This window comes from Paraburkholderia humisilvae, assembly GCF_902859855.1.
In the GTDB taxonomy this organism is placed as follows: domain Bacteria; phylum Pseudomonadota; class Gammaproteobacteria; order Burkholderiales; family Burkholderiaceae; genus Paraburkholderia; species Paraburkholderia humisilvae.
In genome coordinates this window covers 33,504-56,937 of the sequence record NZ_CADIKH010000021.1, presented here as the reverse complement: position 1 = coordinate 56,937, position 23,434 = coordinate 33,504, and the positions used below count along the sequence as shown (strand labels likewise).

The following is a 23,434-nucleotide window of genomic DNA, read 5'->3' as shown; positions in this document are numbered from 1 at the left end:
GTGTGCGTTTTCTCGTTTGTTCAGCGCTATGCATTTCATTGCCTGCTTTCGCTTCGGATAGCTCGATCGTGCTAAAAACGTTCGCCGATGCGAACGCAGGGACAAAGACGCCCGTCGATCTGGGCGCGCCCGGTCCGTCGCAAGGCGATATGCTGGTTTTTGATCAGCCATTGCTGGATGTGCGTCATAAGGTCATTGGCAATAATGGCGGATTCTGTATCACGGTCAGGCCGGGCGTCTTCTCGCAATGCCAATGGACCTTGCAGCTTGCCGATGGGACGATCACGGTCGGTGGGCAGGAGGCAGCGTCGGGGCCATCGACGCTTCCAGTGATAGGCGCCACCGGTGCCTATCAGCAATACGGCGGGGTGTTAGTCACCCAACCCATGCCGGATGGTACGTTCAGCCAGATCGTCACGCTGCGCCGCATCGCACGATAGTCCTTCCGGCAGGCATTCGGAGCGGGTGGAATGTGCCTGCTCCAGAAGGACGGACCCGGCTCATGTGTCATGACCGGGGACGCCCGGGAATCGAGGCTGGCACAATATCCCGGGGTTGGTGGAAGATCGGGCGTGAGTCCGGTACGTCAGCCGCTTCAGGCGCCCGGCACAATCGCCACACCGCGCAAGACTTGACCGAACGGAGCCGTCTGCATCACGCTAAATCCGCTTGCGGACGTGGCTGTCGCACCGCTCACGTTCACCGTGATCTTGACTAGCTGGTTCGAGTCTGCGCCCGAATCGAAGTTGGCACCGAGGCTGTTGCCGGCCGTCGAGGTCGTCCCAAAGATCGTAAACGAGCCGTCGCTATTGGTTTGACCCGTGATACTGCGAAGACCGTCCGGTGTGGTGGTGTAGTTGGCCCCAGCGGTTCCGAACAGGCCCAGACTATCAGTCACCGTGTAGGGGGTCCCCAGGTTAAGGCCCGCCGTCAAATGAGCCAGAGGCTTCCACGTGCCGTTCTGATTCTGGTACACCCATAGACCGCCGCTGCCAGTCGTTTGATCACCCGCTGTGCCGTCACCTTCGTCAGCAACGAACATGATTGACGGGTTCGACGGCGGAATCCAGAGGCCGAAAGGAAAAAGCGTACCGGTAATCGTAGTGGGCGGCGGATTGCTTGCCAACGCAGTCGTGAAGCCGGGAACGATCGTGAACGTGGCGTTCTGAGGCAACAGACCGCCGTTGGCCAGCGCACCCGTGGCACCCACCTGATAGACGGTATTCACGCCATTGCTGCCGCTTCCCTTCGTGACATACATCGTTCCATCCGGACCTACGAACAAGCCACGGAAGTTGTCATCCTTACCCGTCTTGTCCGCCGGCTGGCCCAGACTGGTAACCGAAAAGCCAAATTGGTCACCCGTGGAATTGCCACCGGTAATGGTGCCCATGTCCGCCAGCGAGCATGCGGTTCCCGCAGGCGCGGGACTATAGCTGCCTCCGCTGCTGGATTGAAACGCGCCGATGACCTGCGTAAACGGACATGAACTGCCCGGAACAATGCTTTGCACGCCGGTATCCATCGTCAACATATCGAGCTGCGCGGTAGTCGGCTTCGGGGTTTTTCCCGAATCGCCCGCATTACCGACCATGTAGTACATGCCAGTCGCGAGGATTGCCCCACGGCCGTTATCGCCGCTGAAAGCATTCGTATTCGTAAACGACATGCTGCTATCAGCGAAATTCAACTGAGCGACAGTGCGGAAGGTTGGCGTTGCAATGTCGTTATTGGTCGGATCGACAACACCAGGGGTATTGCTATTGGAAATATCCAGCTGATCAATTGGACTATTGTAAGCGACCAGGGTCATCGATTTATGATCGAGTGAAACGTTTAATGCCAGTTCGGATTTCGATGAAAAGCTGGTCGCAAAGTTGGTCTGGGCTTTTGCGGCCATCGACGTGATGTCGATCGTTTGCGCGGCGCTCGCTGCGCCCGGCGCCCATTGATCCAGCAGCACCTCTGAGGTGACGCCGAAATTCGCGTCGTTCGTGGCGTTGGTGAATACGTTCGGAAATGTGCCGGGCGTGACGGCGGTCACGGGCGTGGAATTGGTGGTCTCAGGTGTTGCGTTAAACGGCAGCGTGCCGCTCACGACATTCGCCGGATCGTACGTCGAGCGAGAGACCAGCAGATTCCCGGCGGTGAAGTTGCTGACAGAAGCAGGTGCAGTGCCGCCGGCACTGGATTGCGGCGTAGTTGAATTCCCACCTCCGCATCCGAATAGCGTCGAGACCAGAACTGTAATTGGAAGTAACCTAAACGTCGCTTTCGTTGCCATTTATCAAGTCAAACCAAGGTTAATGAAATGAGTGCATGCTGCCGATATAGCGCGCCACAGACGTTACGAACTATCCATGTCAAACCAGTGAATAACGAATTACGAAATTTAAGAATTGCGGCGCTGGCACTGCAGACTTTTCCGGAACTGATGAGACTCACTGAAGGGGTTGACCACTCTTCAAGGCTTTACATTGCACGCTGTAAGCCAATGGGCTACGTGCTCCATGACTTGCATCACTTCGTTCACTCAGATTATCGTTAGGATTTCTACGCAGGCAGACCGACCCCCTGAGCCCACCGAACGTGGGCCAGGAGCGTGTTCCTCACACCCTTACGCGGTCGGTTTGCGGAACGGACGGCGTTGCGCTACTCCGCAGAGTCCGGGCCTCCATCACTCGGGAAACGTCTTGCTTGAGCAGGTAGACAGAAACCACCAGCAAGACAAGATCCTTCAAAAGGAAGGCCGACACTATTGTCATCGCAGGAAACCCTCCAGCGGCAGGTTCCCACGCGCCAGGCGCAAATGGAAAGATCGTGAACGTGGCAATGAAGCTGAACGTAGAACCGAGAGCGCCCAGCACTCCCAACTTCTTATTCCAGAACCCAAGAAACAGTAGCGAGCCAAAGGTCCATTCCGCAGTTCCAAGCAAGATGCTCGTGCCTCCAACGCCCAGGACCGGAATCATCCAGAAGATCAGCGGGCCGTGCGTGATTAATGGAATCAGCCCTGTGATTTCAGCATCAAACCATTTGTCGTAGCCGAACCACGCGAAAATAACCACCATCGCGGCGCGCAGCAGGTGGTAGTCGAGGTCGCGTTTCAGGAGACCCGAACGCCCCAGTATATCGACGATGTAATTCATGATTTCCTCCGCGTTGAAGCCATGACACCTTCGGTGCCGGTGGCGGCCTGAACCGCAGAGATCTGGATTTGCGACATTGAAAACTCCTTTCGTTGGTTCGCTTTCGTCAGTGCAACCAGTATGTCTGTCAGGAGCCTTGCTTTTAATACTCAACTGACTCGATAAGTTGCCTGAACGTATCAAACGACCGGTGCAATCCTCGACCGGATCGATTGGCCAAGTCGCGTTGACCACCCAGCCGGATCGCAGGCACGACGGGAAGCGTTCGCCCAAGCCTGTCAACGACAGGCGGCCGCCACGCGATCAGAGCGGGGTGAATGTAAATTGCATGGCCAATTACTTCGCATAGCGACTGTCGCACTACCCGATTCGCATTATGCGAATTATTATTTTTATGCAATAAGCGTTTTATAAGATGACGTTTTAATTTTTAAAGCAAAATGTAATTGATATGATAGGCTTCTTTCCGGCGGCAATCCCACGTGCTATCAGGCATTGGGTAATGCCTCCATCATGTTCAATAGTGCTTACCTTCCAGACGAGGCGAATATGCAACAGGAAAAGGTAGAGATCGACCTGAAAGACTGGTTTGACGCCGAAACGCACGAAGCGGCAGCAGAAATGATGCAGTCTGACGCCGTGGTGCCGTTCGGCACCGCGATGTGGCCGTTCTAAGCTTGTCCTCCGGTGGCGGATGCCATCAAGGTGTCCGCCGCCGGAACGTTCCGTCCTTCTGCAAGGAGCCAGTGCGTTGACTTCCATTGTCCAAAATGCGTCTGTTGCACACTTTGCCTACTATCTGTCCCACCATCCGGCTGTTCTCGGCAAAGCCAACTGCACTGTCATGCTCGGCTACACCAGCGGGTATGAGGACATCGCAACCGAAATCGAGGACGGCACGCGTAGTCTTCCGGGCTATCAGTTGCGTCGTTTCGAACTCGATCATGCTCCTCAAGAGGTACTGAGCAACGCGATTCGCGAGGCCGACGTATTCGTTTTCTTCTACGATTCGTCGACGCTGCCTCGACCGCAACCGGGCGGTCCCGGGTTTGTACGTCAGTTGCAATCAACCATGACCGAGCACTGGCGCAAATCCATTTTGTTCAAGGACTACGGGCCATACTTCCGCGAAGCATTCAGCGTCGAGCCCGAGCGAATCGATGCGCTAAACAGCCAGCTTATCGGCATTGCCGCCGGCGCAACGCATCTGGCGTTCTCCAACGGCAAAGGGTCCTGGCTCAACGCACCGTTACATTCGGCGAAAAAATGGACCAGCATCAACGGTAAAGGCAATTTCGATCTCGTCCCGGGTGAAATCGCCACGCATTGCGACGACATCAACGCGTGCCTGCAGTTCACCGGTACGTTCCTCAGCACGATACCGTTCGCGGTGAAATACGGCGTTATCTCCTCTCCGGTCACGATCGTCGTCGAGAAGTCCCGTATTGTTCGTGTCGCTTGTGAAAGCGAAGGGCTCAGGCGCGACCTCGAGGCCTATCTGTCGGCCCATCCTTCCAACAGCACGATTGAGGAACTGGGAATCGGTACAAACGAAGGCGTGCGCAGCCTTTATGGACGCAACGCCGGATTCGAGGAACGGCACTGCGGGCTGCACCTCGGCTTGGGTGGCGGTGCCGTGGGCAGTCATCACCTGGACTTGATCTTCAGTTCCGGCACGCTTCAGTTCGACGAGCGGATTGTATTCGACGGGCAATATCGCCTATAGGCCCCGTTACGCACCTGATGCAGCCGCCGCGAGTCCCGCTCACACTCATCGCGGTCACCTGATAGTCACCGCACCGCGGATGCGGCCAGTCGACCGCGAGCGACGACTCCCGATCAAGCGTTGTAACGGCCTGCAAGCACAGCGGAACAGCTTTCAAAAAAACGAAAACGCGCAGATTGATCTGCGCGCTTCGATGCATTGCAACTACAGAATACCCACGGTCTGAAGCAATGACGTCAACGGTGGTCTGTAGCATTCAACCCGGGCGACTTACGAGCCGAAATAGACCGGCTTCATCCCATCGTTTGCATCCGGACGAATCGAACCCTGGATTTCGTGGCCCAGGCGAGAAACATCGGTACGGAACGAACGCAGATGCTGATGGGTTCCCGACGCCGACGTGCCGTCCGCAACACCGCCGGCATCTCCGGCAGCATCGTTAACATGCACGACCTGAGAATTGACCGGTGCTGCCGCCTCGTTCGATTGAGCGAAAGACGATACAGCGGGAATAGCAAGAGCAGCGGCAACCACGAGCGATTGAACAAGCTTCATGATCCTTACCTCCGGGCTTGATTTTCCGCAAACACCCGTTTGCGTTTCAGTGCTTGCAGTCTAGGCCGGAGGCGGCTTGTGATTAAGCCCCTGCGGAACAATTGAAAGTTGTCGAAATAGGTATAAACCCTTATGCATTTCAAAGCGAATGGGGCCACATCGGCGCGCATGGTGCTCGCCGGGGATCGCCTTCTGCTCCACGTCGTCGTTCGACAAAGCAACGGATTTGTCATCATCGTTCGCCCCGGTCGGTCACCCTGCAACGCCGCTTGAACGAAGCCACCTCAGGGTGACGCTGCGGATAGATGACGGTGAAAACCGGATATGCGAGTAGCGCGCCAGCGAGTTCGGCCAGCAAGTAGAGACCGGCCGTGGTCGAATTCAGCCCGATCGAACCATTGGCCAGTAAAGCCGCGCAGGTGATGGCCGGATTGGCATACGAGGTCGATGGCATCGCGATGATCGCGCCGAAGAGCCATGCGCCGACCGCAAAAGGGCCGACTTCTTTCCGGGCGCCGCGGGCGCAGCCGAAGACAACCATCAATAGCCCGAAGGAGGCAATCAGCTCACTAGCGACGAGCGACCAACTCGGCACTTGCGGGTGAGCCAGATGCACAGGCGTTCCAAAGACGGCGTGGGCCAGCAGCACGCCCAGGACCGCGCCGACCAGTTGCGCGGCGATGTAAGCAAGAGCGCATCTGAGCTTTCGCTCACCACCGAGCCATTGGAGGCCGCTGATCAGTGGGTTGAAATGGCCACCTGATGCTGAACCGAACGCTACGATCAGGCCAGCAAGGGAGCCCGCGATCCCGGCTGCACTGACTGCTAGCGCGAGCACCGGACTGTTCGGGAATAGCCTATGGACGCTAAGCCCCGAACCCGCGGCAACGAGCATCAGCAGGCATGTCCCGACTCCTTCGGCAAGCGCACGGGACGCGAGCGAACAGGTCGGGTCCTTCTCGAAGAAGCATGTCTGCGCGCGCTCTGTTGTCATGGTTACGAGTGCTCCGAGCCCGTATCGCCGGGCGCCGACTTGCGTCCCCACGCGAGCCTCGACCTCCTTCACCTTGAGAGCGAGTTCGGTCGGCGCGAGGATTTTTTCCGGAAGAGGATATGGGCAAAGGCCACGACCCAGCGCTGATAGTAGGGGATTTCGCCGTCATTTCGCTGCCGAGTGCCCAAAGCCCCGTCGCTGAAGGCCCGTGTTACCGCCATGCACGACACGTCCATGCCTTCTCGTACGATATATTTCGCGAACTTCACCGCTCCCATGCGCTCACACGCCAGACCGTTACCCTCCCTCCGGCTTCGGCACTTTCCCGGAAACGATGGTCTTTACAGGTTACGGGTAACTGGCCCGAAGATATCCGGCAACTCAGGAAAATAGTCAGCGCAAGCTACGCCGCCAGGTTGATGGACTCAACCCGGTCTCCTTCTTGAAGGCCACGCCGAATGAGCTTTGATTGGCAAATCCCACTGCCAGTGCGATTGTTGAAAAGCTAAACGTATGGTCGCGCAACAGCGCCTTTGCTCTTTCGATGCGTTGGCAGCGCAGCCAGGCGTGAGGCGACATTCCCATGGATTGCCTGAAGGCGAAGGAAAAGTGTCCGGCGGAAAAGCCGCACAGGCTCGCAACATCGGTGAGCGACAGATCGTCCTGGAGACGCGCAATCATGTAATCGCAGGCCCGCTTGCAGACGTTTGGCGGCAGCCCCCCGCGGCGCGAAAGATTGCTTGTTCCGGTGTAGGTTGAAAGGTGCCTGACGAGATGAAGCGAGAGAAACATAACCGCTGTCTCGAGGTAGAGAAGACCTTGTCGGCCTTCGCGTTCGCATTCCTCGTAGAGCAAGTGCGCGAGTTGCCATGAAAGGGGATGGTTGTAACCCCACGTCTCGATGATGTCCATCGCACTGAGATGTTGCAGTTCACAGTTCCGCAATATGTATTCGGGTTCGAGCTCGATAGACAGAAAGCGATAGTTCGACTTTTCCTTGATTCTAAACTCGACTTCGCTGCCTGGCGGCAGTACAAGCCCATAACGCGGTCGGTTTCGATAGCTGAAGACGTGCTTTCCCGACTCCGCGTCGGCCTCGACGAATCCACCGTTCCACGAAAATTGCAACGCGACGGAGCGCGTGATGATTTTTGCGGCGCCGGCTACAGAACCGATCTTGTGGGCGGCGGCCGTGCCTCCCGCCCATTTAATCTGCCTCGACTGTTTGACGGTTCCGCTTACGTCCGACCATATGGTCTCCGGATGACCTGGGGCGCTGAACATGGGCGCTGGGGTTCCTGCTGACGCTTCCACGCGTGGAACACTGGGCATGCTGGATTGCACGATAGCTCCTCACAGGACCTGCCCGACTGGGACCACCGACTGGGACTGCAAGCGACAGCTCTGGCATCCATTGTCTTGCGGCCCTGTAAGTAAAGCAACGATTACACCGTCCATCCCTTCGCAAGCATGAGCGCGTCGCCGTTAAACGGGTCCGACGAACTTTATCTTCATTTCGAACGAATTCCGCAGTTTCGGACGAGAACGCATGGCGAGCCGCCGCTATAGTCCCGCATGTGATAAGCGGCAACCGTGGTTGTCGGTGTCGCTTTCCGCGATCGTCGTGATCTCGGCTATTTGTTTAGTTTGCCTACAAAACCATGTTCGAATCGACCATGAAAAGAAGTGCGCAGCAGCCGCCCTGCACGTTGAGCATCGTGGATGAGAGGGTGTGGCGCAGCCCGATCGTTGAGCGATTGGAAGACAAACGCGACGCTGACCGGATCGTGATATCGCGGTGGACGCGACGACGGGAGCATGAAGTTGATACGGGTCACGCAACGCATGCCGACGCTTACGTGATTGGTATCAGCTTGCGCCTATCGCGAGTCAATTTTTTTCATGAAGACACGCTTGCCTTCAATGGGCAAGTTCTTCCAGGCATGTTTCAGGTCACCTGCCCGGGAGACACCGCTCGTGCCATTTTTTACGGCGCGTGCGACGTCATGCATCTGCTTGTCCCGAGTCCGCTCTTGCATTCGTTCGCGAATGAAGCGTGTCCGGCAAAGGATCCATCCAGTTTATTACGGGGCAACCCAGGTCTGGTTCACGACCCATGTCTCGAACGGTTAGCGAATGCCCTGCTAGTCGCCGACGGATCCTTCCTGGAATACGGTCAGCTATACGCCGATGGCATCAGCATGGCTTTAATTAGCAGATTGATTGAACTGCGGGGACACCCTATCCGGCATCGGTCACGGGGACGTCATGGCGCCCTGCCGGCATGGCGGCTAAAGCGCGCAATCGAATATATCGACGCTTACCTGGCAACTCCCATCGGCCTGCAAGACATTGCAAACGCGGCAGGGCTTACACGAATGCATTTTGCGGCGCAATTTCGTGCTGCCATGGGCGTTAGCCGCATGAGTATTTGTTGAAAAGGCGCATCGAACACGCTCTGGAATTGCTGTTTGACAAGCACATCCCGCTCATCGATGTGGCACAGCGTGTCGGCTTCCGATCACAGTCTCACTTTACGACAGTCTTTGCGCGAATCGTCGGCACTACGCCGAAACGTTGGAGAGATCAGAAATGCTTGCACGTTATATAGATCGCGGCTTAGCGCGGGCACGAGCGACGAGCCGTCGCATATCGATGCAGAACCGCATCGTGCGATTCAAAAAACCCCCTTCAGCGCTCCACGATATTGTCCGAACGACTATCACGCGATCTACCGAGCTTGACGGAAATTGAGTTGGGTTTTGCGACACAGGCCCGCGTGCGGCCTCAAATCAAGGAGAGTTGATCATGCAACAATTTGCCCGAGTTCTCGTGAAAGACGAGGCTATTCCAATCATTGTCAAAGGTGACCAACATCTGGACCTGCGCCCGGTCGTGGTGGACATTACACCCGAAGCGATCGCCAGCGGCGTCCTGAACCATGTCGATATGGCTGCGCTCGCGCCGCTGAGTGGCGAATTCAGCTACCTGACGCCGATCGCCGGCATCCGGCAGATCGCGGCGACCGGCTTCAATTACTGCAAGCACATCGAGGAGTTCAAGATGAAGCCGCCGACGGAGCCAGAAGTCTTTCTCAAAGCGGTCACGTCGCTTACCGGACCAAACGACGCAATCGCACGAGGTCCCAACTCCGGCGTGAAACTCGATTGGGAAGTCGAACTGGCGATCGTGGTGGGCCGCGAGGCTCGCGACATCGTGGCGACGGACGCGGCCGACTACATCTTCGGCTTCGTTTGCATCAACGACATCTCGGACCGCGCCACCCAGGTCGATGCCGAAGGCCAGCAGCATCTCGTGCGTGCCAAATCCCGGCCGGGCTACTCGCCGATCGGGCCGTACCTTGTCACCGGTGTCGACGGCATGAACCTCGATGTATGGACGAAGCTGAACGGCCAGTTCGAACAACAGGGCAATACGAGCGACATGCTGTTCGGAATCAGCGAGATGCTCGCCTACTTCTCGACCCACATGACGCTGCTACCCGGCGATCTGCTCGCCACGGGTACGCCGCCAGGCGTCGGCTTCGGCAAAGACCGCTTTATGCAAGTCGGCGACGTGCTCGAATGCGGCATCGAGCATCTCGGCGCCCAACGGCATGAGATCCGCCCCTGAGCATGCGGGCGCAAGCCGGGGCTCATAGGCCCCGCCTGCGCGCCTTCCGACGCGCCCGACGGGTGGCTGAGCCCTCGACCACAGGGTGATCTACCGGACAAGCGTTTTTCCACGACGTCCATCATGAAACCGGCAAACCCTTACCACCTCCGCGTTGCCAGTAATCCAAGGCTCAGCCAATGAGATCGGCACCTGTCGTAAGGACGATTTTTCCAAAGTGCGTGCCGGAATCGATCAACTCGTGAGCACCGCGAGCGTCGGCAAGCGCAAAGGTCTTGTAGACGACCGGTTTGAACTTTCCGCGCTCGATGTACGGCCAGACCTGCTGCTCCAGTTCATTGATGATCGTCGCCTTGTCTGCGGATGTGCGCGATACAACCCACACAAAATAGTCACGCGCGGCTTGGCTACGGCCGAACGGCCGATTCATGCAGAGTGAAAGCCGACATTCGGCCGTCTCCAGATCTGCACCTGTTCGAAACAAAAAAGCGCATACTCCGCCGTGTGCGCTTAACGCGGCTAACGGCAGAAATCTTGGAACAACTCGGTCATTTGTTCGTTGTAGCTTTACTTCGCTCGCTCTCCATACTTCCTTACGAATGGGTCGCCAGGCTGGGCAGCGCGCTCGGCGCGGCACTGTATGCGCTTCCTGGTCGTCGCAAACATATCGTCCTCGTCAACTTGCGTCTCTGTTTTCCAGAAAAATCAGTCCGTGAGTTCGATGAACTCGCGAGGGAACACTTCCGGCACGTCGTTCGCAGCTATCTCGAACGAGGCATTCAATGGTTTGGCAGCGAGCAAACGATCAGAAATATCGTCGAGGTCGAGAGCGAGATTGACCTCGAAGAGGAGAACCCTCCGCCTACCATCTTTATGGGATTTCACTTCGTGGGAATCGAGATGGGGTGCATGCTTTATTCGCTGCAGTCACCCGTCGCTGCGCTGTACACACACATGTCGAACACCCGTCTTTGCGACCTGGCCAGGCGGCAACGCGGCCGGTTCGGCGCAGAGATGATTGAACGGTCGACAAGCGCCCGGAAGATCGTCAGACTCCTTCACGAGGGCAAGCCGGTCATGCTTGCGGCGGACATGGATCACGGCATCGAAAACTCTGTCTTTGTGCCTTTTTTTGATGTCCCCGCGTGCACGCTGACTTCAGTTTCGCGACTTGCGAGAATGGGCCGCGCGCGCGTGGTGCCGTTCGTTACGGAAGTACTGCCGGATTTCAAAGGGTATCGGTTGAACGTATTTGCGCCGCTCAGCGACTTCCCATCGGCAAGCGACATCAACGACGCGCGTTGCATGAATGCGTTTCTCGAGACCCAGATACTGAAATTTCCCGCCCAGTATTACTGGGTACATCGACGCTTCAAACATCGGCCGCAAGGCATGGCAGCGGTATATTGATCGTGCGATGCGCGAGGCTCATTTGTTACCTGAAGCTATCAAAACCGGATGAGACCACCGCGAACCGCGGTGCCGGTCAACGATGCAACGGACATGTTCGGCACACGAAGGTTCGTTTCCGAGTCACTTTCGCGCAATCTTCACGCAACCCGCATCCCGTTCATCGCCGGCCGCTGCGCGGCAGGCGGAAACACGTTCCACGAGCCGTCGGCGTGCCGGAAGAAGAAGATCGCCAGCAACCCGCTGGGCCGCGCCGTCTCGACGCACACACATCGGCCGCCATGTCCGCGCATACGCGACAAACGTGTCACGCGCGCGGGCATCGCGGGCGTCGGTGCGAGCCACTTGTCCACTGCCCAGTGCAGTGTTTTTCCGGTGCTGTTCATATTGGTCCCTTAAAAGGCAGTCGATCGCGACTTGCCACTTATGCGGCGCGAGCGGCAAGCTCGCCGCCCTTCCCCTTCAGCCCGCGAACGGCAAGTGCCGCGACGACGCACATCAGCGCGCGCAGGCCCGCACGCGGATGCGTGAGGCATGCATGCACCTGTTCACTGCGGCTTTCGCCGAACAGGCACCACGTGCAGAAATGCTCGCAGTTGTTGGTCAGCAGCCGATAACGGTCTTCGCCGAGCCGCGAACGGGCGCGCCGCACCGCCTCAGCGCCAAAGAACCGCGGCAGCGGATGCGGTTGCACCGCGACCGTATGACCGGAGGCGAACTCATCGAGCGTAATTTCGGCAACCGGGCCGCGATGCGTGGAGCCGGCGAATCCGGCGTAGTGAACCACCTTGCCGCCGCCGACATAGATGCCGTGATGCGCATACCCGCGGCGTTGCGTGACGAGGTGGGCGCCGAGTGCCGGTTCGTCGTCGAAGCCATAGACGGTGACATCGGAAACCACACAGCCAGACGCGCGATCCGCGGCCTGCTGTTCGATACTCACTGCCTGGTGGAGGGTGTTCATGGCTTGTCCCGATTCCGCTGCAAGAGTCCAACACTGTTGCACCCTCTTTTGCATCAACCGGGCCAATACGTGCAAACCATTGATCTATAAGGGAACGGCAGCAAATCGCGGCGGTTGCGACCATACGCAGTCAGCCAGAACCCAACACATTCGAGCATTCAGTGTTGGTTTCGATTGATCATTGTGACGTTCCCGCCGCTGCTCCGGCGCAGCGTTGATCCAATCGCTAATGTGTTGGGTCCACCAACGCTGCGTGCATGATTGTGTTGGCGTCGATGGAACGCAAAGCCACGCGACAGCGCGCGAAAATCGCCTTCCGTGCGCCAGGATCACCACGCAATCAACGCGTTAGCGCACCCTAGCCGCAACGGATACAAACTGGCATACCCCTTGCGACATTTGCCGCAGCTATCCTTTGACTTTCAGCCGCGCAGTAACGGCTCTTCCGGAGACTGGCCATGGCTTCGATCGCTATTCACGACCTCTCGCACAGCCTCGCGCTCGACCGCAAAGCCATGTCCGCGATACGCGGCGGCAACAGCGACGGCACATGGGTGTTCGGCTGGATCACGCCGTACGTGCGCAGCACGCCCACCATCGGTCCGGTCGTCAATCTGTACGATGTGCAAAACAATTTCTACGCCAACCAGATGATCAACCAGTTTCAGACCGTCGACGTGAGCAACAACGGCGCGAACTCGAATATCCACGTGTCGCCAGACGCGCTCAGCCGCAACACCGCGTGACCGATGCCGTGAGTTGCGCGAGCCACTTCCACTGGGTGTCGTCAGCGCGCTCGGATACTGGGCCCGTACGCGACATCAACGAGGACGCCTGTCTCGACGAGCCGGCCCAAGGCCGCTGGGCGGTCGCCGATGGGATGGGCGGCCATGCGGTCGGCGATCTGGCGAGCCGGCTCGTTATCGATATGCTCGAGAAGATGCCCGCCACGGCGGGCATCAAGCAGGCTTGCGCGCAGGCGCGCTCACAGTTGCTGGACGCAAACCGACAGTTGCGCGACGAAGCGGCGCGCCGCCAGGTGCAGCGCATCGGCAGCACCGTCGTCGTGCTGCTCGCCAGCGACCGCTTCTGCGGTTATCTATGGGCCGGTGACAGCCGCATCTATTTATACCGGCAGGGGCAACTGCGGCAACTGACGCGCGATCACAGCCAGGTCGAGGAATTGCGCGCGCTCGGCCAATTGACCGAAGAACAGGCGCGCAATCATCCGGCGCATCACATCATCACGCGCGCGGTGGGTGCGACTGACAGCCTGTCTCTGGACGAGGACGCGATCGAAGTCGCCGACGGCGACGTGTTCCTGTTGTGCAGCGACGGACTGTCGAATGAACTCACCGACGTCGAGATTCTCGCCACACTCGCAGCGGCCCCGCTCGATTGCCGACGCGTCACCGATGAACTCGTCGACATGGCGCTCGCACACGGCGGGCGCGACAACATCACGGTCGTCGTCGCACAGGCGGAAGACCCGCTTGCATCAGATAAGACGCTGATCAATCCAACCAGCTGATGCACCCCGCGCACACGTCCATGGCTTAAAGCGCATCAGCCTCGCCATCATCCGCGTCATTCACGTTGCTCTTATGCACAACGCCACGCGCCGGCTGCGGATGACGAAAGTCTTTCGAATGCAGCCCGTGCTTCTTAAGCAGCATCTGCAAGTGCGAGCGATTCATATCGACCCGCCGCGCCAGTTCCGCGACGGTACCGCCGACTTCACGCAAGCCGCGCTGCAGGAACGCCTTCTCCGCTTCGTCGCTGGCCGCACGCTTTGCATCGCTTAGCGAAAGCAGATTGGAGACACCCCCCGCTTCGCCGTTCATCGGCGGCGCAAACGCCGCCGCCGCGGCCGAAGGCATGTGCTCCACTGGCCGCACGTCGAGCGGCAAATGCTCGATATCCGCGATATCGCCAGCGAGACACGAAATGCGATACATGACGTTGCGCAACTCGCGGATATTGCCCGGATACGCATAGGTCAGCAGGAAATCGCGCAGGCGCGGGGTCAATCTGACCGGCCGTCGCTTAAGCATACCCGCCGCTTCGTCGCCGAAATACGAAAAGAGCAGCGGAATTTCATCGCGGCGCTCGCGCAAAGGCGGCAACGTCACGTGAATCACACTCAGCCGATAGAACAGGTCCTCGCGAAAGATCCCTTGCTCACTCAGCTTGCGCAAGTTCCGGTTCGTCGCGGCGACGATGCGTGTGTCCACCGCGATCGGTTCGTCGGAACCGACCCGCTGGATTTCATGCGCTTCGAGCACACGCAGCAGTTTCACCTGACCAGGCAACGGCAGCTCGCCGATTTCGTCGAGAAAGATCGTGCCCGTATGCGCGCTTTCGAATTTGCCCTTGCGGTCGCCCACCGCCCCGGTAAACGCGCCCTTGCGATGGCCGAACAATTCCGATTCGAGCAGATTCTCGGGGATCGCACCACAGTTTACCGAAATAAACGGCTTGTCCGCACGACCGCCGTTCGCATGAATCACCTTCGCCATCAGCTCCTTGCCCGTGCCGCTTTCGCCGTCGATCAGCACCGGCAAATCGGTAGGCGCCGCTTTTTCCGCGATTTCGAGCGCTTCAAGCAGCTTCGGGTTATCGCCGAACGTCCCTTCGAAAATGAAACTGCGCGCGAGCAACGCTTCGCGGCGTGCCGCACGCGACAGATCCGCCTGACCTTCCGGGTCCGCCGTCGCCGCAGCCTGTACAAAGCGCTCCTTGTGCGACATCTGCATCACTTCGTCGCGCAGCGTACTGGCCTGGCGCAACAGCTTTTCGATGTCCGCACGTTCGAGCCGCGACGACCAGCGCAGCGTCGAGCGCAGTATTTCAATCTTTTCGATCAGCCCGGCATAGGAAATCGCGGGGCTGCTGTCTTCCGGCTGGTCGAGTATCTTCATCATGCGCTCAACTGTTTCTGGACGAGCTGGTAGTACATGCCCTTCCGGTTGACCAGTTCCTCGTGCCGCCCCTGCTCGACGATCGCGCCTTCGTACAGTACGAGGATTTTGTCCGCCCGCATGATCGTGCTCAACCGGTGCGCGATGATCACCGCGGTGCGGCCTTTCAGGATGTCGTGCATATTGCTGAGAATATTGCTTTCCGATTGTGTATCAAGCGCCGACGTTGCTTCGTCGAACACCAGCAGCCGCGGGTCGTGATACAGCGCCCGCGCGATGCAGAGCCGCTGGATCTGCCCGCCCGACAGACCGACGCCGCGTTCGCCCACCACCTGTTCATAGCCGAGCGGCATCTTTGCGATAAACGCGTGCGCATCCGCCATCTTCGCGACCTCTTCGATACGGCGGCGGTCCGGCGTATCGTCGCCGCTCGCGATGTTTTCGGCGATCGTGCCCGAGAACAGCAGGTTGCTCTGCATCACATAGCCGATCTGCGCGCGGTAGTACGCCTTGTCGATAATATTCAGGTCGTAGCCGTCCACCGTCATCTTGCCTTCGCTCGGCGCATAGAACCCGACCAGCAGCTTGGCGAGCGTGGTCTTTCCTGAGCCGCTGCGGCCCACAATGGCCACCAGTTCGCCGGGCTTGATATCGAAGCTGATGTTTTCGAGCACATACGCTGAATCGGCATCGCCATAACGAAAGTAGACGCCATTCAGGCTGATCTCGCCCTGCAGATCCGGCAGCATCACACGCGATTGCAGATCCGCGGGCTTCTGCTCAGGGTCGATATCGAGCACGTCGCCCAGCCGCTCCATCGCGACGCCCGCATCGTTGAGCATGCTCCACAGGCCGACCAGGCCCATCAACGGGCTTAACACGCTGCCCATGAATGCATTGAATGCGATCAGCTGGCCGATCGTCATTTCGCGCGCGAGCACGAGATTCGCGCCAACCCAAAGAATCGCGATCGTCGTCGCAGCGTTCAGCAGCTGGCTGCCGAAGCCGACCATGATGTTGAACGCGTGCGCGCGGTACTGCACCTCAAGCGCCTTTGCGTACTTCTTCTCCCAGCGCAAGCGCACCGGACGCTCGATGCCCATCCCCTTCACGGTCTCGACACCCGATAACGCTTCCATCAGAAACGCTTTCGAATCGGTGGACGCCGCGAACACTTCGCGCGCATAGGCCTTGATTTTCGGTGTCGCGAGCACCGTCAACGCGATGATTGGAATAACGAATGCAATCAGCGTCAGTGTCATCTTCACGTTGTAGAAAAACATGATCGCGAAATAGATGAACACCATCAGCAGATTGAGCGCCGTCGTCACCGTCGACTCGGTGAGAAACGCGCGAATCGTCTGGTTCTCCTGGAAGCGCGCGAAAATGTCGCCGGTCTTGCGTTTAGCAAAGAATGAAAACGGTAGCGACATCGTGTGTTTGAAGAACTGCGACATCATCGCAAAGTCCATATTGCGGACCATAAAGTTCGACAGATACGCACGAATCGTCGACATCAGCTGCGAAAACACGTTCGAGATGATCAGCCCGATAATCAGCAGATGCAGCAGCCCGATGTTCTGGTGAACGATCACGCCGTCGAGGATATTCTGGATGATCAGCGGCGGAATGACGCCAAGCACCTGAATCACGAAGGTCGCCATGAACAGGTATCCAAGAATCTTGCGATACGGCGTCAGATACCCGATGAAGCGCAGCCACGGCGAACGCGATGCGGCCAGTTGAATCAGATTCGCGCCCGCCGAAAACAGCAGACAGGTGCCGCTCCAGCCGCGCTCGAAGTCTTCGACGGCGAGCTTCCTGAAGCCGAGTGCCGGGTCTGCGAGCCATACATAGTCGCGCGATACACCGTACACGATCACATAGTGGTAACCCTCCCAATGGACGATAAATGGCAAGTCGAAGCCGCGCAGCGAGTCGAACGTGCACTGCACGCCATGCGTCGCGAATCCGAGCGACTCGCCGGCGCGAGCGAGGCTGTCCAGTGTCGCGCCCTGCGTCGTCACGTTCGCCAGCTCGCGCAGCTTGCCGAGCGTCATCGGAATGCCGTAGTGCCGGCAGACCATCGCGAGGCACGCGGCGCCGCAGTCCATCTCTTCCGCTTGCTCGACCAGCGCAAAACGGCGAATGACGCGCTCGCCCAATTCGGGCTTCGTGTGCAGATCGAGCGTCAGCGGCCGCTTGCGCCGCTGTTCGAGCCGCTTCTGGCGCTCGAGTTCGCGGTCTGAATAGCGTATCCGGTCATCGAGCACTTCGCGCAGCTTCGGGTTGCGCTCAAGAATAAAGTGCACGGTACGCTCGGGAATCACAAGTAGACGCGTATCCGTGCTCGCCACGACGGACGCCATTTGCTCCTGGCGCATCAGGCAAGCCTTTTCGCCGAAAATCTCGCCGTCGCGCAACGTCGCAATGGTGTAGTCGTGCCCTTCCTCGTGGCGCACGATTTTCACTTCGCCCTGCCGCACCACATAGAGCCGGCGGTCATCGCGCGCATCCTGTTTGAGGATTTCCTTACCGGCGCTCACGCGTTTGACGCCGACGCTACGCACGTACTCTTCGAGTTCCGCCTTGTTCAGCTTGCCGCGCAGATCGAATAGCTGCGCGACAAAACCACCCGCGGAATTGATCGCCACATAACTCGCAACGAACGCATGCGCGGCCTGATTGGCCAGAATGACGGGCTCGATCGCCGCATGCGGAATAAACAGCAGCTCGGTTTTCGCCGACGCACGCACTGACGACTCGTGCACATAAGCGCGCAGCATCGCGATCTCGCCGAAGATCTCGCCCTGCTTGCGCACGCCCATGCTGATTTCCTTGCCGTGCTCGTCGGTGAAAATGCGCACCGAGCCCGACTTGATCACAAACAGCCCGTCGGCCGGATCACCGGCATTGCATACCGTTTCACCGAACGTATAGAAACGCGACTGCGCATGTGCCGCGAGGCGCTCGAGTTCGTCGCGCGAAAACGGCGACAGGATCTCGACCGTCGCGAGGAACTCGGCGGTGGACGGCGAGGTTTGCGGAGCGTCCATATCAGTGCGGTCCAGACGCGGTTAGCGTGCCTCGATGATGTGTTCCTGCGCGCGGGCCATCAGCCATTCCTCACGCAGCAGCCGTTTGATCTCCGCGGCGACATCCGCATCGAGCGCCGCCGGATATTTCGCGGTGACCGCGAAAATCTCGAAGCATGACCGGTCGGCCGATACAAACGGCCCGAGCAGATCGCCGACCGCCGCATTGAAAATCTTCGCCTCAATGTCAGGCTTCAGCGACCCGCGCAATACCTTGCCAATCACGCCGCCCGCCGCACCCGTGTCGGCAATCGAATGCTCGCGCGCCATCTCCGCGAAGCCGTCCGGATCGTCATGCAGATAGGAGATCATCTCCTTAGCCTTGCCTTCGCTGTCGAGCACGATATGGCTGACTTCGATCGCGTCGAACTTCGGCGAATTCAACGAGAAGTACGCTTCGATCGCGCCTTCGTCGGCAATCCTGTCAAGCATCTTCTCCTGATACAGTCCGTCCGTGATAAACGCTTCGAACTGGTCGAGCGACACCCCCATCGCATCCAGATACTGGTTTGTATCGGCCGCGCGATGCAGGCCGCGCACGCGGCGAAACTGGTCGGCGCGCTGCTGGATTTCGTCGGCGCTGATCGTGACGCCATGCTTTTTCGCCGCATGCACCGTCAGCTTCTCGCGCACCAGTTGTTCGATCAGGCTTTCGAACTGGCCCGTCAGTTTCAGCAAACGTATGAACTCGGCATCATCGACGACTTCATCGTCGATTCGTACAATCGCGGTCATCTTATTCGCTCCTCAGGTTGTGGCCCGCGCAGGCGAAACGGGCTCGAGGTTGTGCTCTGGTTGTGCTCAAGTTGTGTACCGTCAGCCGGCCAGTTGCCGGAATGGGTCCAGCCCCAGATCGATCAGCCGGCGCTCGCGCACCACGATCTCCGCGCTCGCGGTCATGCCGTAACGCAACGGATAACGGTTGTCCGCGACCTGGTAGTAATCTTTGTCGAGCGTGACGCGGCCCTCGTACACCGGCTGCTTGTCCGGTCCGGACGGCTTGGTCGCCGGCGAGATGTACGCCAGCGTGCCTTTAATAATTCCGTAGCGCTGGTAAGGAAACGCGTTGAACTTCATCTTGACCGCCATCCCTTCGTGGAGGAATGCGCGGTCGCGTTCGGCGATTTCGATTTTCAGCACCGGGCGCGCATCCTTGGGCGCGATGCCGCCCAGCGGCGCATTCGCCTGAATCTTGTCGCCGGTCTGCGTCGACGTGACGTCGGTGATCACACCCGACACCGGCGCGAGAACCAGCAGGAAATTGTCCTTGTCGATATTCTCGAAGCGGATTCGCGCGGCCGCATCCGACACGAGACGCGCAGTCTGTAATTGCAAGCGCAACTTGTCTTCCGTGCTGGTAATCTCGCGCACGGCGGCGTCATACTGAAGCTTGAGGCTCGTCGCCTGCTGGCCGCTCGTTTCGAGCTGCGCGTTCGCTTCGGCAAAGTCGTGGCTCAGGCGGAAATCCAGTTCAGTCAATTTCGATTGCGCCACACGGTACGCGTTATCCGCCTCCAGATACGCATTGCGTTTCTGTTCGACCTGCAGCTCGGCCACTCCACCGCCGCCGGGTTGCGCGAACAGCCGCGAGTATTTGTCGAGTTCGCTACGCGTGGCATCGCGCGTGCGACGCGCATTGTCGAGATTGCTGCGCGCCTCCTCCAGTTGAGCCTTTTGTCCTTCAGCCAGCTTGGTCGTGCCTTCCGACACGCGGTTTTCGTGCAACCGTTCCTCGACTTCAAGCTGCTCCTTCAGCGCTGCCGCCTTGCGTTCCATCAGTTCCTTCTTTTCGGGGAACTGCTTCCATTCGCGCTCCGCGTCATCGAGCTTCAACTGTGCTTGCAGCGCATTGGTCGCCGCTTCGATCGCACCGCGCGCGTTCAGGCGCGCAAGCACATCGCCTTTCGATACGGGTTGGCCTTCAGCGATATAAAGGTCCGCGAGTTCGCCGTCGATTGGCGCGTAGATCCGCCGCACCTCGGATTCGGGCGACAACGTGCCCTGCGCGGTGACGATCACATCGGCGCGGCCGATGAACGACCATAGCAAACCCGCGGCGACCAACGCGACCATCGCAAGCACGAGCGCCTGCGCGATGCGTACCGGTTCGGCCGTCAGAATCGCGATGCCTTCGACGCTGTGGTCCTCCAGCGCCTCATGCAGCGGCTTAGGGTGAGGATCGCGCTTCACCGTCATCCCCTCCGATCAACGCGAGTTTCGCTTTTAACAGGTTCGGCTCCAGCACCATCCGCAGTTCTTCGAGCGAACGCCGCTGCAGTGCGCTTTCGGCATCGATGTCTTCGAGCATCTGGTCCCACTGTGACGGATGGTCGGCTTTGAGCTGCGTATACACGCGCATTCCTTGCCGAGCGGAAGCCTGCGCGTCGAACAGTAAGCGGGCCTGACTGCGGAAACGGTCGGAAATGCCCGATTCGAGCCGCTGGGTGCCGCCGATCGAGCCGTTCGCACGATACTGGTGCCACAGCGTCTGCGCATGCTCCAGCTGATCGTGCGCATGCGCCAACGCGTTGCCACGCACCGCCGCGACGTCCGGCTCGATCGCGCGCGCAAACCATCCGTCTTCGGCCGGATCGAGCCCCGCATAGAACGACAGAAGACGCTGCTCATAGTCCTTGCCGCCGCGATTGCGCCGCAGGTCCGCGAATTGAGCGGCCAGCGCCTTCTTGTGCGCGTATTCGGCTGAAATTTCGGTCGACCATGCACCGCCTGCAATGTGTTGCAAACCGTCGAGCGCAGGGTCGACATCGCCACGCCGCCACGCGGCGAGCGCCGCGTCGTGCTGGCGCACCTCATCGGGAGACGGCAAGCGCGTGGCCGCAAGTTGACGGTATTGCGCGTCGAACGGCGGCGTCGTGAAGCGCGCCTGCTTCATCCGCGCGAGCAGTTCCGTCAAATGGCGCGTGAGCAGCGCATTGAGCAAACCCGTGTATTGCCGCAGGTCTTCGCGCAGTGCATCGAGTCCAGCCAGCCGCGGATAATGCTGCGCGTAGTCGTCGAATACCGGCGTAAGCGCTTCCGGCTTGTCGCTGGCGAGTTGCGCGTTGATCGTCGCATTGAGGCGATCGATCGCGGCGACATAGACCGAATCGTCGCTTTGCAGCTTGCGCAAATGGCTTAGCGCGAGCGCGTAGGGATCGACGAATGCCGGCACGTAAGACGCGATTCGGTCGAGCGCGCGTTGATGACTCTTCGGGTCGTCGTCCCAGTGCTGAAGCAGACGGTTGATGCGATCCTCGTCGCCGTAGATACGGATCGGCGGCTCACCACCCGATCCCGCGGCACTGTCGCGACGCAACGCGAACCGTTCGAGATCGCCGACCCACTGCAATTCGTTGATCAGCGGCGCCGTATCCGTATTGCCCGCGCTCGTCGCCCTCATTCCACCGATCAGCGCGGCCGCGCGGTCGAACTGACGCGTCCGCAACGCGTCGAGCCACCCGGGCACGCGCGCCTTCATCAGCGCCTCGCTTGCCAGCGCCTTGACCGCGTCATCGGCCGGATTACGCGTTAAATAGGCGTTCGCCACCGCCGCCGCCTGCTCATTGTCGCCGCTCGCCAGCAGGTGCTTCAATTCGCGCAGCGACGAACCTCTCATATAAAGCACCGTCGCCACCGCCGCGATCAGCACGACCATCACGATCGATCCGAAACCGATACGACGCAGCGTCGTGCGATCACCGCCGGAAAACGTGTGAGCAAACTCCACCGCAAGCGCGGCGAACAGATGCCGCGGCTGACGTTTTATCGATTCGTCTTCCTGAAGATCGGCGACGGCGGGCCGCGCGGCTTCGTTCACCTCATCCTCGCGCTGCACCGCACGATCCACGTAGAAGATGTCGAGGAACGAATGCGCGGCGCCGACGAAGGTCGTCTTGTCCATATCTATCGCCGGTTCGGGCGAGGGCGTGGCCGTCGAGCGGGCAGCCGCGCCGTCATGCGGCGCAACCGGTTGCGGCGGGTTGTTCTGCTGAGCGTTGTCCTGCCGAGGATTGCGCGCCATCAGATGCGTGACGGTCGGCTCGATCTCGATCGCCTTCTGCACCTTCACCCGATAGACGAAATGGTCGCTGCCAAATCCAAGCAGGTCGCCATCGTGCAGTGCGACTGCGGATTCGTCGAGCCGGGTTCCTCCGACAAAGGTGCCGTTCGTGCTGCCAAGATCTTCGACATAAGGTTCGCCGCCCCGCAAAAAAAGGTGCGCATGGCGACGCGAGATGTAGTTGACCTGATGCGGAAAGCGCTCCTTGTAGCGCGAGAACAGCGCATCGGTTTTGCTGATGAGAAACGGAAATGCACTGACGTCGATCGGCTCGAGGCCGAGATCGGCCCGCTCGGGTGTCAGCGTGACGCTGACCTGCTGCGCCGCGCGCGCCGCAGCCGGATCGAATGCGCGCGGCTCGATGCCGACGCGGTACGCGAGTTCGCCGCCAAAACACAATTCGTCACCGGCTCGCACGCGGCTCGGCGACTCGCACACGCTCACGCCATTGACCGACGTACCGTTCTTGCTATCGAGATCCGCGACATAAACCGCGCCATGCTCGGAAAAGATGCGCGCATGACGCCGCGATAGACGTGTAACGGTCTCACGCGGATAGTCGGCGAACGGCGCCTCGCTGCGACCGATCGCAAACAGGCTCTCGGAGACGCGTATCACACCCAGCGCCGGATGCGAGACCGGCACGAGCACGACATCGAACTCCTGGTTCAGAGTGGCCCGCATCTCAGCAATCGGAGCTTCGCCGGGGTTCATCTCTCTGCATCACTAAGCGTATACCCGCTGACGCTTGCGTTAAATCGAAGCCTCAGAGGAATGCCGTCAGAAAGCGCGGCGGATGGCGCGCGGGCGGCCCGAAGGACCGGGCGGCCGGCACACAGCGATTGTAAGTCACGCATCACGGTAGTCAATTTTCTGCTCGAGCGAATTGGAGGCGGTGCGTCACGTCTTTACCGGGCGTGCTCAGAA

Annotated in this window: 22 protein-coding genes; 9 read left to right on the top strand and 13 right to left on the bottom strand. The window is 59.3% G+C overall.

Going from position 1 to position 23,434, the window contains the following annotated elements; genetic code table 11:
- The first annotated feature begins 68 nt into the window (after positions 1-68).
- Entirely contained in the window at positions 69-440 is a 372-nt protein-coding gene (locus tag HV796_RS22155) for an allene oxide cyclase barrel-like domain-containing protein (RefSeq protein WP_217477978.1), read from the top strand.
- A gap of 155 nt (positions 441-595) precedes the next feature.
- Here the strand turns inward: HV796_RS22155 and HV796_RS22150 are convergent, their stop codons facing one another.
- The gene (locus HV796_RS22150; protein ID WP_175228648.1) at positions 596-2,098 is read right to left on the bottom strand and encodes a hypothetical protein; all 1,503 of its coding nucleotides are present in this window, start codon (positions 2,096-2,098) and stop codon (positions 596-598) included.
- Positions 2,099-2,609: 511 nt separating this feature from the next.
- Positions 2,610-3,149 (bottom strand): YkgB family protein, encoded by a 540-nt coding sequence (locus HV796_RS22145; protein ID WP_175228647.1) that lies wholly within the window; start codon positions 3,147-3,149, stop codon positions 2,610-2,612.
- A 549-nt stretch (positions 3,150-3,698) separates the two neighbouring features.
- Here HV796_RS22145 and HV796_RS45450 point away from each other — a divergent pair.
- Together HV796_RS45450 and HV796_RS22140 are read left to right on the top strand one after the other, a co-directional pair.
- Complete coding sequence (locus HV796_RS45450; RefSeq protein WP_281369817.1) at positions 3,699-3,824, top strand: hypothetical protein; 126 nt, start codon at positions 3,699-3,701, stop codon at positions 3,822-3,824.
- Positions 3,825-3,900: 76 nt separating this feature from the next.
- Positions 3,901-4,875 (top strand): CgnE/CgnB domain-containing protein, encoded by a 975-nt coding sequence (locus tag HV796_RS22140; protein ID WP_246355982.1) that lies wholly within the window; start codon positions 3,901-3,903, stop codon positions 4,873-4,875.
- A 270-nt stretch (positions 4,876-5,145) separates the two neighbouring features.
- Here HV796_RS22140 and HV796_RS22135 read toward each other — a convergent pair whose 3' ends face one another.
- The 3 genes from HV796_RS22135 to HV796_RS22125 all read right to left on the bottom strand — a co-directional run bounded on the left by HV796_RS22135 (position 5,146) and on the right by HV796_RS22125 (position 7,708).
- The gene (locus tag HV796_RS22135; protein ID WP_175228646.1) at positions 5,146-5,430 is read right to left on the bottom strand and encodes a hypothetical protein; all 285 of its coding nucleotides are present in this window, start codon (positions 5,428-5,430) and stop codon (positions 5,146-5,148) included.
- Between the two features lie 232 nt (positions 5,431-5,662).
- Entirely contained in the window at positions 5,663-6,424 is a 762-nt protein-coding gene (locus HV796_RS22130) for an aquaporin (RefSeq protein ID WP_175228720.1), read from the bottom strand.
- A gap of 393 nt (positions 6,425-6,817) precedes the next feature.
- On the bottom strand, positions 6,818-7,708 hold the full coding sequence (locus tag HV796_RS22125; protein ID WP_175228645.1) for a helix-turn-helix domain-containing protein: 891 nt from the start codon (positions 7,706-7,708) through the stop codon (positions 6,818-6,820).
- A gap of 392 nt (positions 7,709-8,100) precedes the next feature.
- On the opposite strand from HV796_RS22125, the gene HV796_RS22120 reads away from it, so the two are divergent.
- From HV796_RS22120 to HV796_RS22110, 3 genes are all read left to right on the top strand, one after another.
- A complete protein-coding gene (locus tag HV796_RS22120; protein ID WP_175228644.1) occupies positions 8,101-8,862 on the top strand; it encodes a helix-turn-helix transcriptional regulator in 762 nt (253 codons plus the stop codon).
- A complete protein-coding gene (locus HV796_RS45855; protein ID WP_377756705.1) occupies positions 8,856-9,035 on the top strand; it encodes a helix-turn-helix domain-containing protein in 180 nt (59 codons plus the stop codon). Before HV796_RS22120 ends, HV796_RS45855 begins: the two co-directional genes overlap by 7 nt.
- A 197-nt stretch (positions 9,036-9,232) precedes the next feature.
- Positions 9,233-10,057 carry a fumarylacetoacetate hydrolase family protein gene (locus tag HV796_RS22110; protein WP_175228642.1) on the top strand — a complete coding sequence of 275 codons (825 nt, stop codon included), beginning with the start codon at positions 9,233-9,235 and terminating at the stop codon, positions 10,055-10,057.
- 172 nt (positions 10,058-10,229) lie between these two features.
- On the opposite strand, the gene HV796_RS45850 is transcribed toward HV796_RS22110, so the two are convergent.
- Entirely contained in the window at positions 10,230-10,487 is a 258-nt protein-coding gene (locus HV796_RS45850; RefSeq protein WP_377691875.1) for a zinc-binding dehydrogenase, read from the bottom strand.
- Between the two features lie 104 nt (positions 10,488-10,591).
- Here HV796_RS45850 and HV796_RS22100 point away from each other — a divergent pair, with 104 nt between their 5' ends.
- Positions 10,592-11,467, top strand: coding sequence for a lipid A biosynthesis lauroyl acyltransferase (locus HV796_RS22100; protein ID WP_175228719.1), 876 nt, complete (start codon positions 10,592-10,594; stop codon positions 11,465-11,467).
- A 140-nt stretch (positions 11,468-11,607) separates the two neighbouring features.
- Here the strand turns inward: HV796_RS22100 and HV796_RS22095 are convergent, their stop codons facing one another.
- On the bottom strand, positions 11,608-11,853 hold the full coding sequence (locus HV796_RS22095; RefSeq protein ID WP_175228641.1) for a hypothetical protein: 246 nt from the start codon (positions 11,851-11,853) through the stop codon (positions 11,608-11,610).
- Between the two features lie 38 nt (positions 11,854-11,891).
- Positions 11,892-12,431 (bottom strand): lecithin retinol acyltransferase family protein, encoded by a 540-nt coding sequence (locus HV796_RS22090; protein ID WP_175228640.1) that lies wholly within the window; start codon positions 12,429-12,431, stop codon positions 11,892-11,894.
- 458 nt (positions 12,432-12,889) lie between these two features.
- On the opposite strand from HV796_RS22090, the gene HV796_RS22085 reads away from it, so the two are divergent.
- Together HV796_RS22085 and HV796_RS22080 are read left to right on the top strand one after the other, a co-directional pair.
- Positions 12,890-13,177 (top strand): hypothetical protein, encoded by a 288-nt coding sequence (locus HV796_RS22085; protein ID WP_175228639.1) that lies wholly within the window; start codon positions 12,890-12,892, stop codon positions 13,175-13,177.
- An 8-nt stretch (positions 13,178-13,185) separates the two neighbouring features.
- The gene (locus tag HV796_RS22080; protein ID WP_175228718.1) at positions 13,186-13,962 is read left to right on the top strand and encodes a PP2C family protein-serine/threonine phosphatase; all 777 of its coding nucleotides are present in this window, start codon (positions 13,186-13,188) and stop codon (positions 13,960-13,962) included.
- Positions 13,963-13,987: 25 nt separating this feature from the next.
- Here HV796_RS22080 and HV796_RS22075 read toward each other — a convergent pair whose 3' ends face one another.
- From HV796_RS22075 to HV796_RS22055, 5 genes are all read right to left on the bottom strand, one after another.
- Positions 13,988-15,355, bottom strand: a complete 1,368-nt coding sequence (locus HV796_RS22075; protein WP_175228638.1) for a sigma-54 interaction domain-containing protein — start codon at positions 15,353-15,355, stop codon at positions 13,988-13,990.
- Positions 15,352-18,408, bottom strand: coding sequence for a peptidase domain-containing ABC transporter (locus tag HV796_RS22070; protein WP_175228637.1), 3,057 nt, complete (start codon positions 18,406-18,408; stop codon positions 15,352-15,354). Before HV796_RS22070 ends, HV796_RS22075 begins: the two co-directional genes overlap by 4 nt.
- Positions 18,409-18,429: 21 nt before the next feature.
- Positions 18,430-19,182, bottom strand: a complete 753-nt coding sequence (locus tag HV796_RS22065) for a peptidylprolyl isomerase (protein ID WP_175228636.1) — start codon at positions 19,180-19,182, stop codon at positions 18,430-18,432.
- A gap of 81 nt (positions 19,183-19,263) precedes the next feature.
- A complete protein-coding gene (locus HV796_RS22060; RefSeq protein ID WP_175228635.1) occupies positions 19,264-20,637 on the bottom strand; it encodes a beta-barrel domain-containing protein in 1,374 nt (457 codons plus the stop codon).
- Entirely contained in the window at positions 20,615-23,221 is a 2,607-nt protein-coding gene (locus tag HV796_RS22055; RefSeq protein ID WP_175228634.1) for an FHA domain-containing protein, read from the bottom strand. Before HV796_RS22055 ends, HV796_RS22060 begins: the two co-directional genes overlap by 23 nt.
- Positions 23,222-23,434 lie beyond the last annotated feature (213 nt).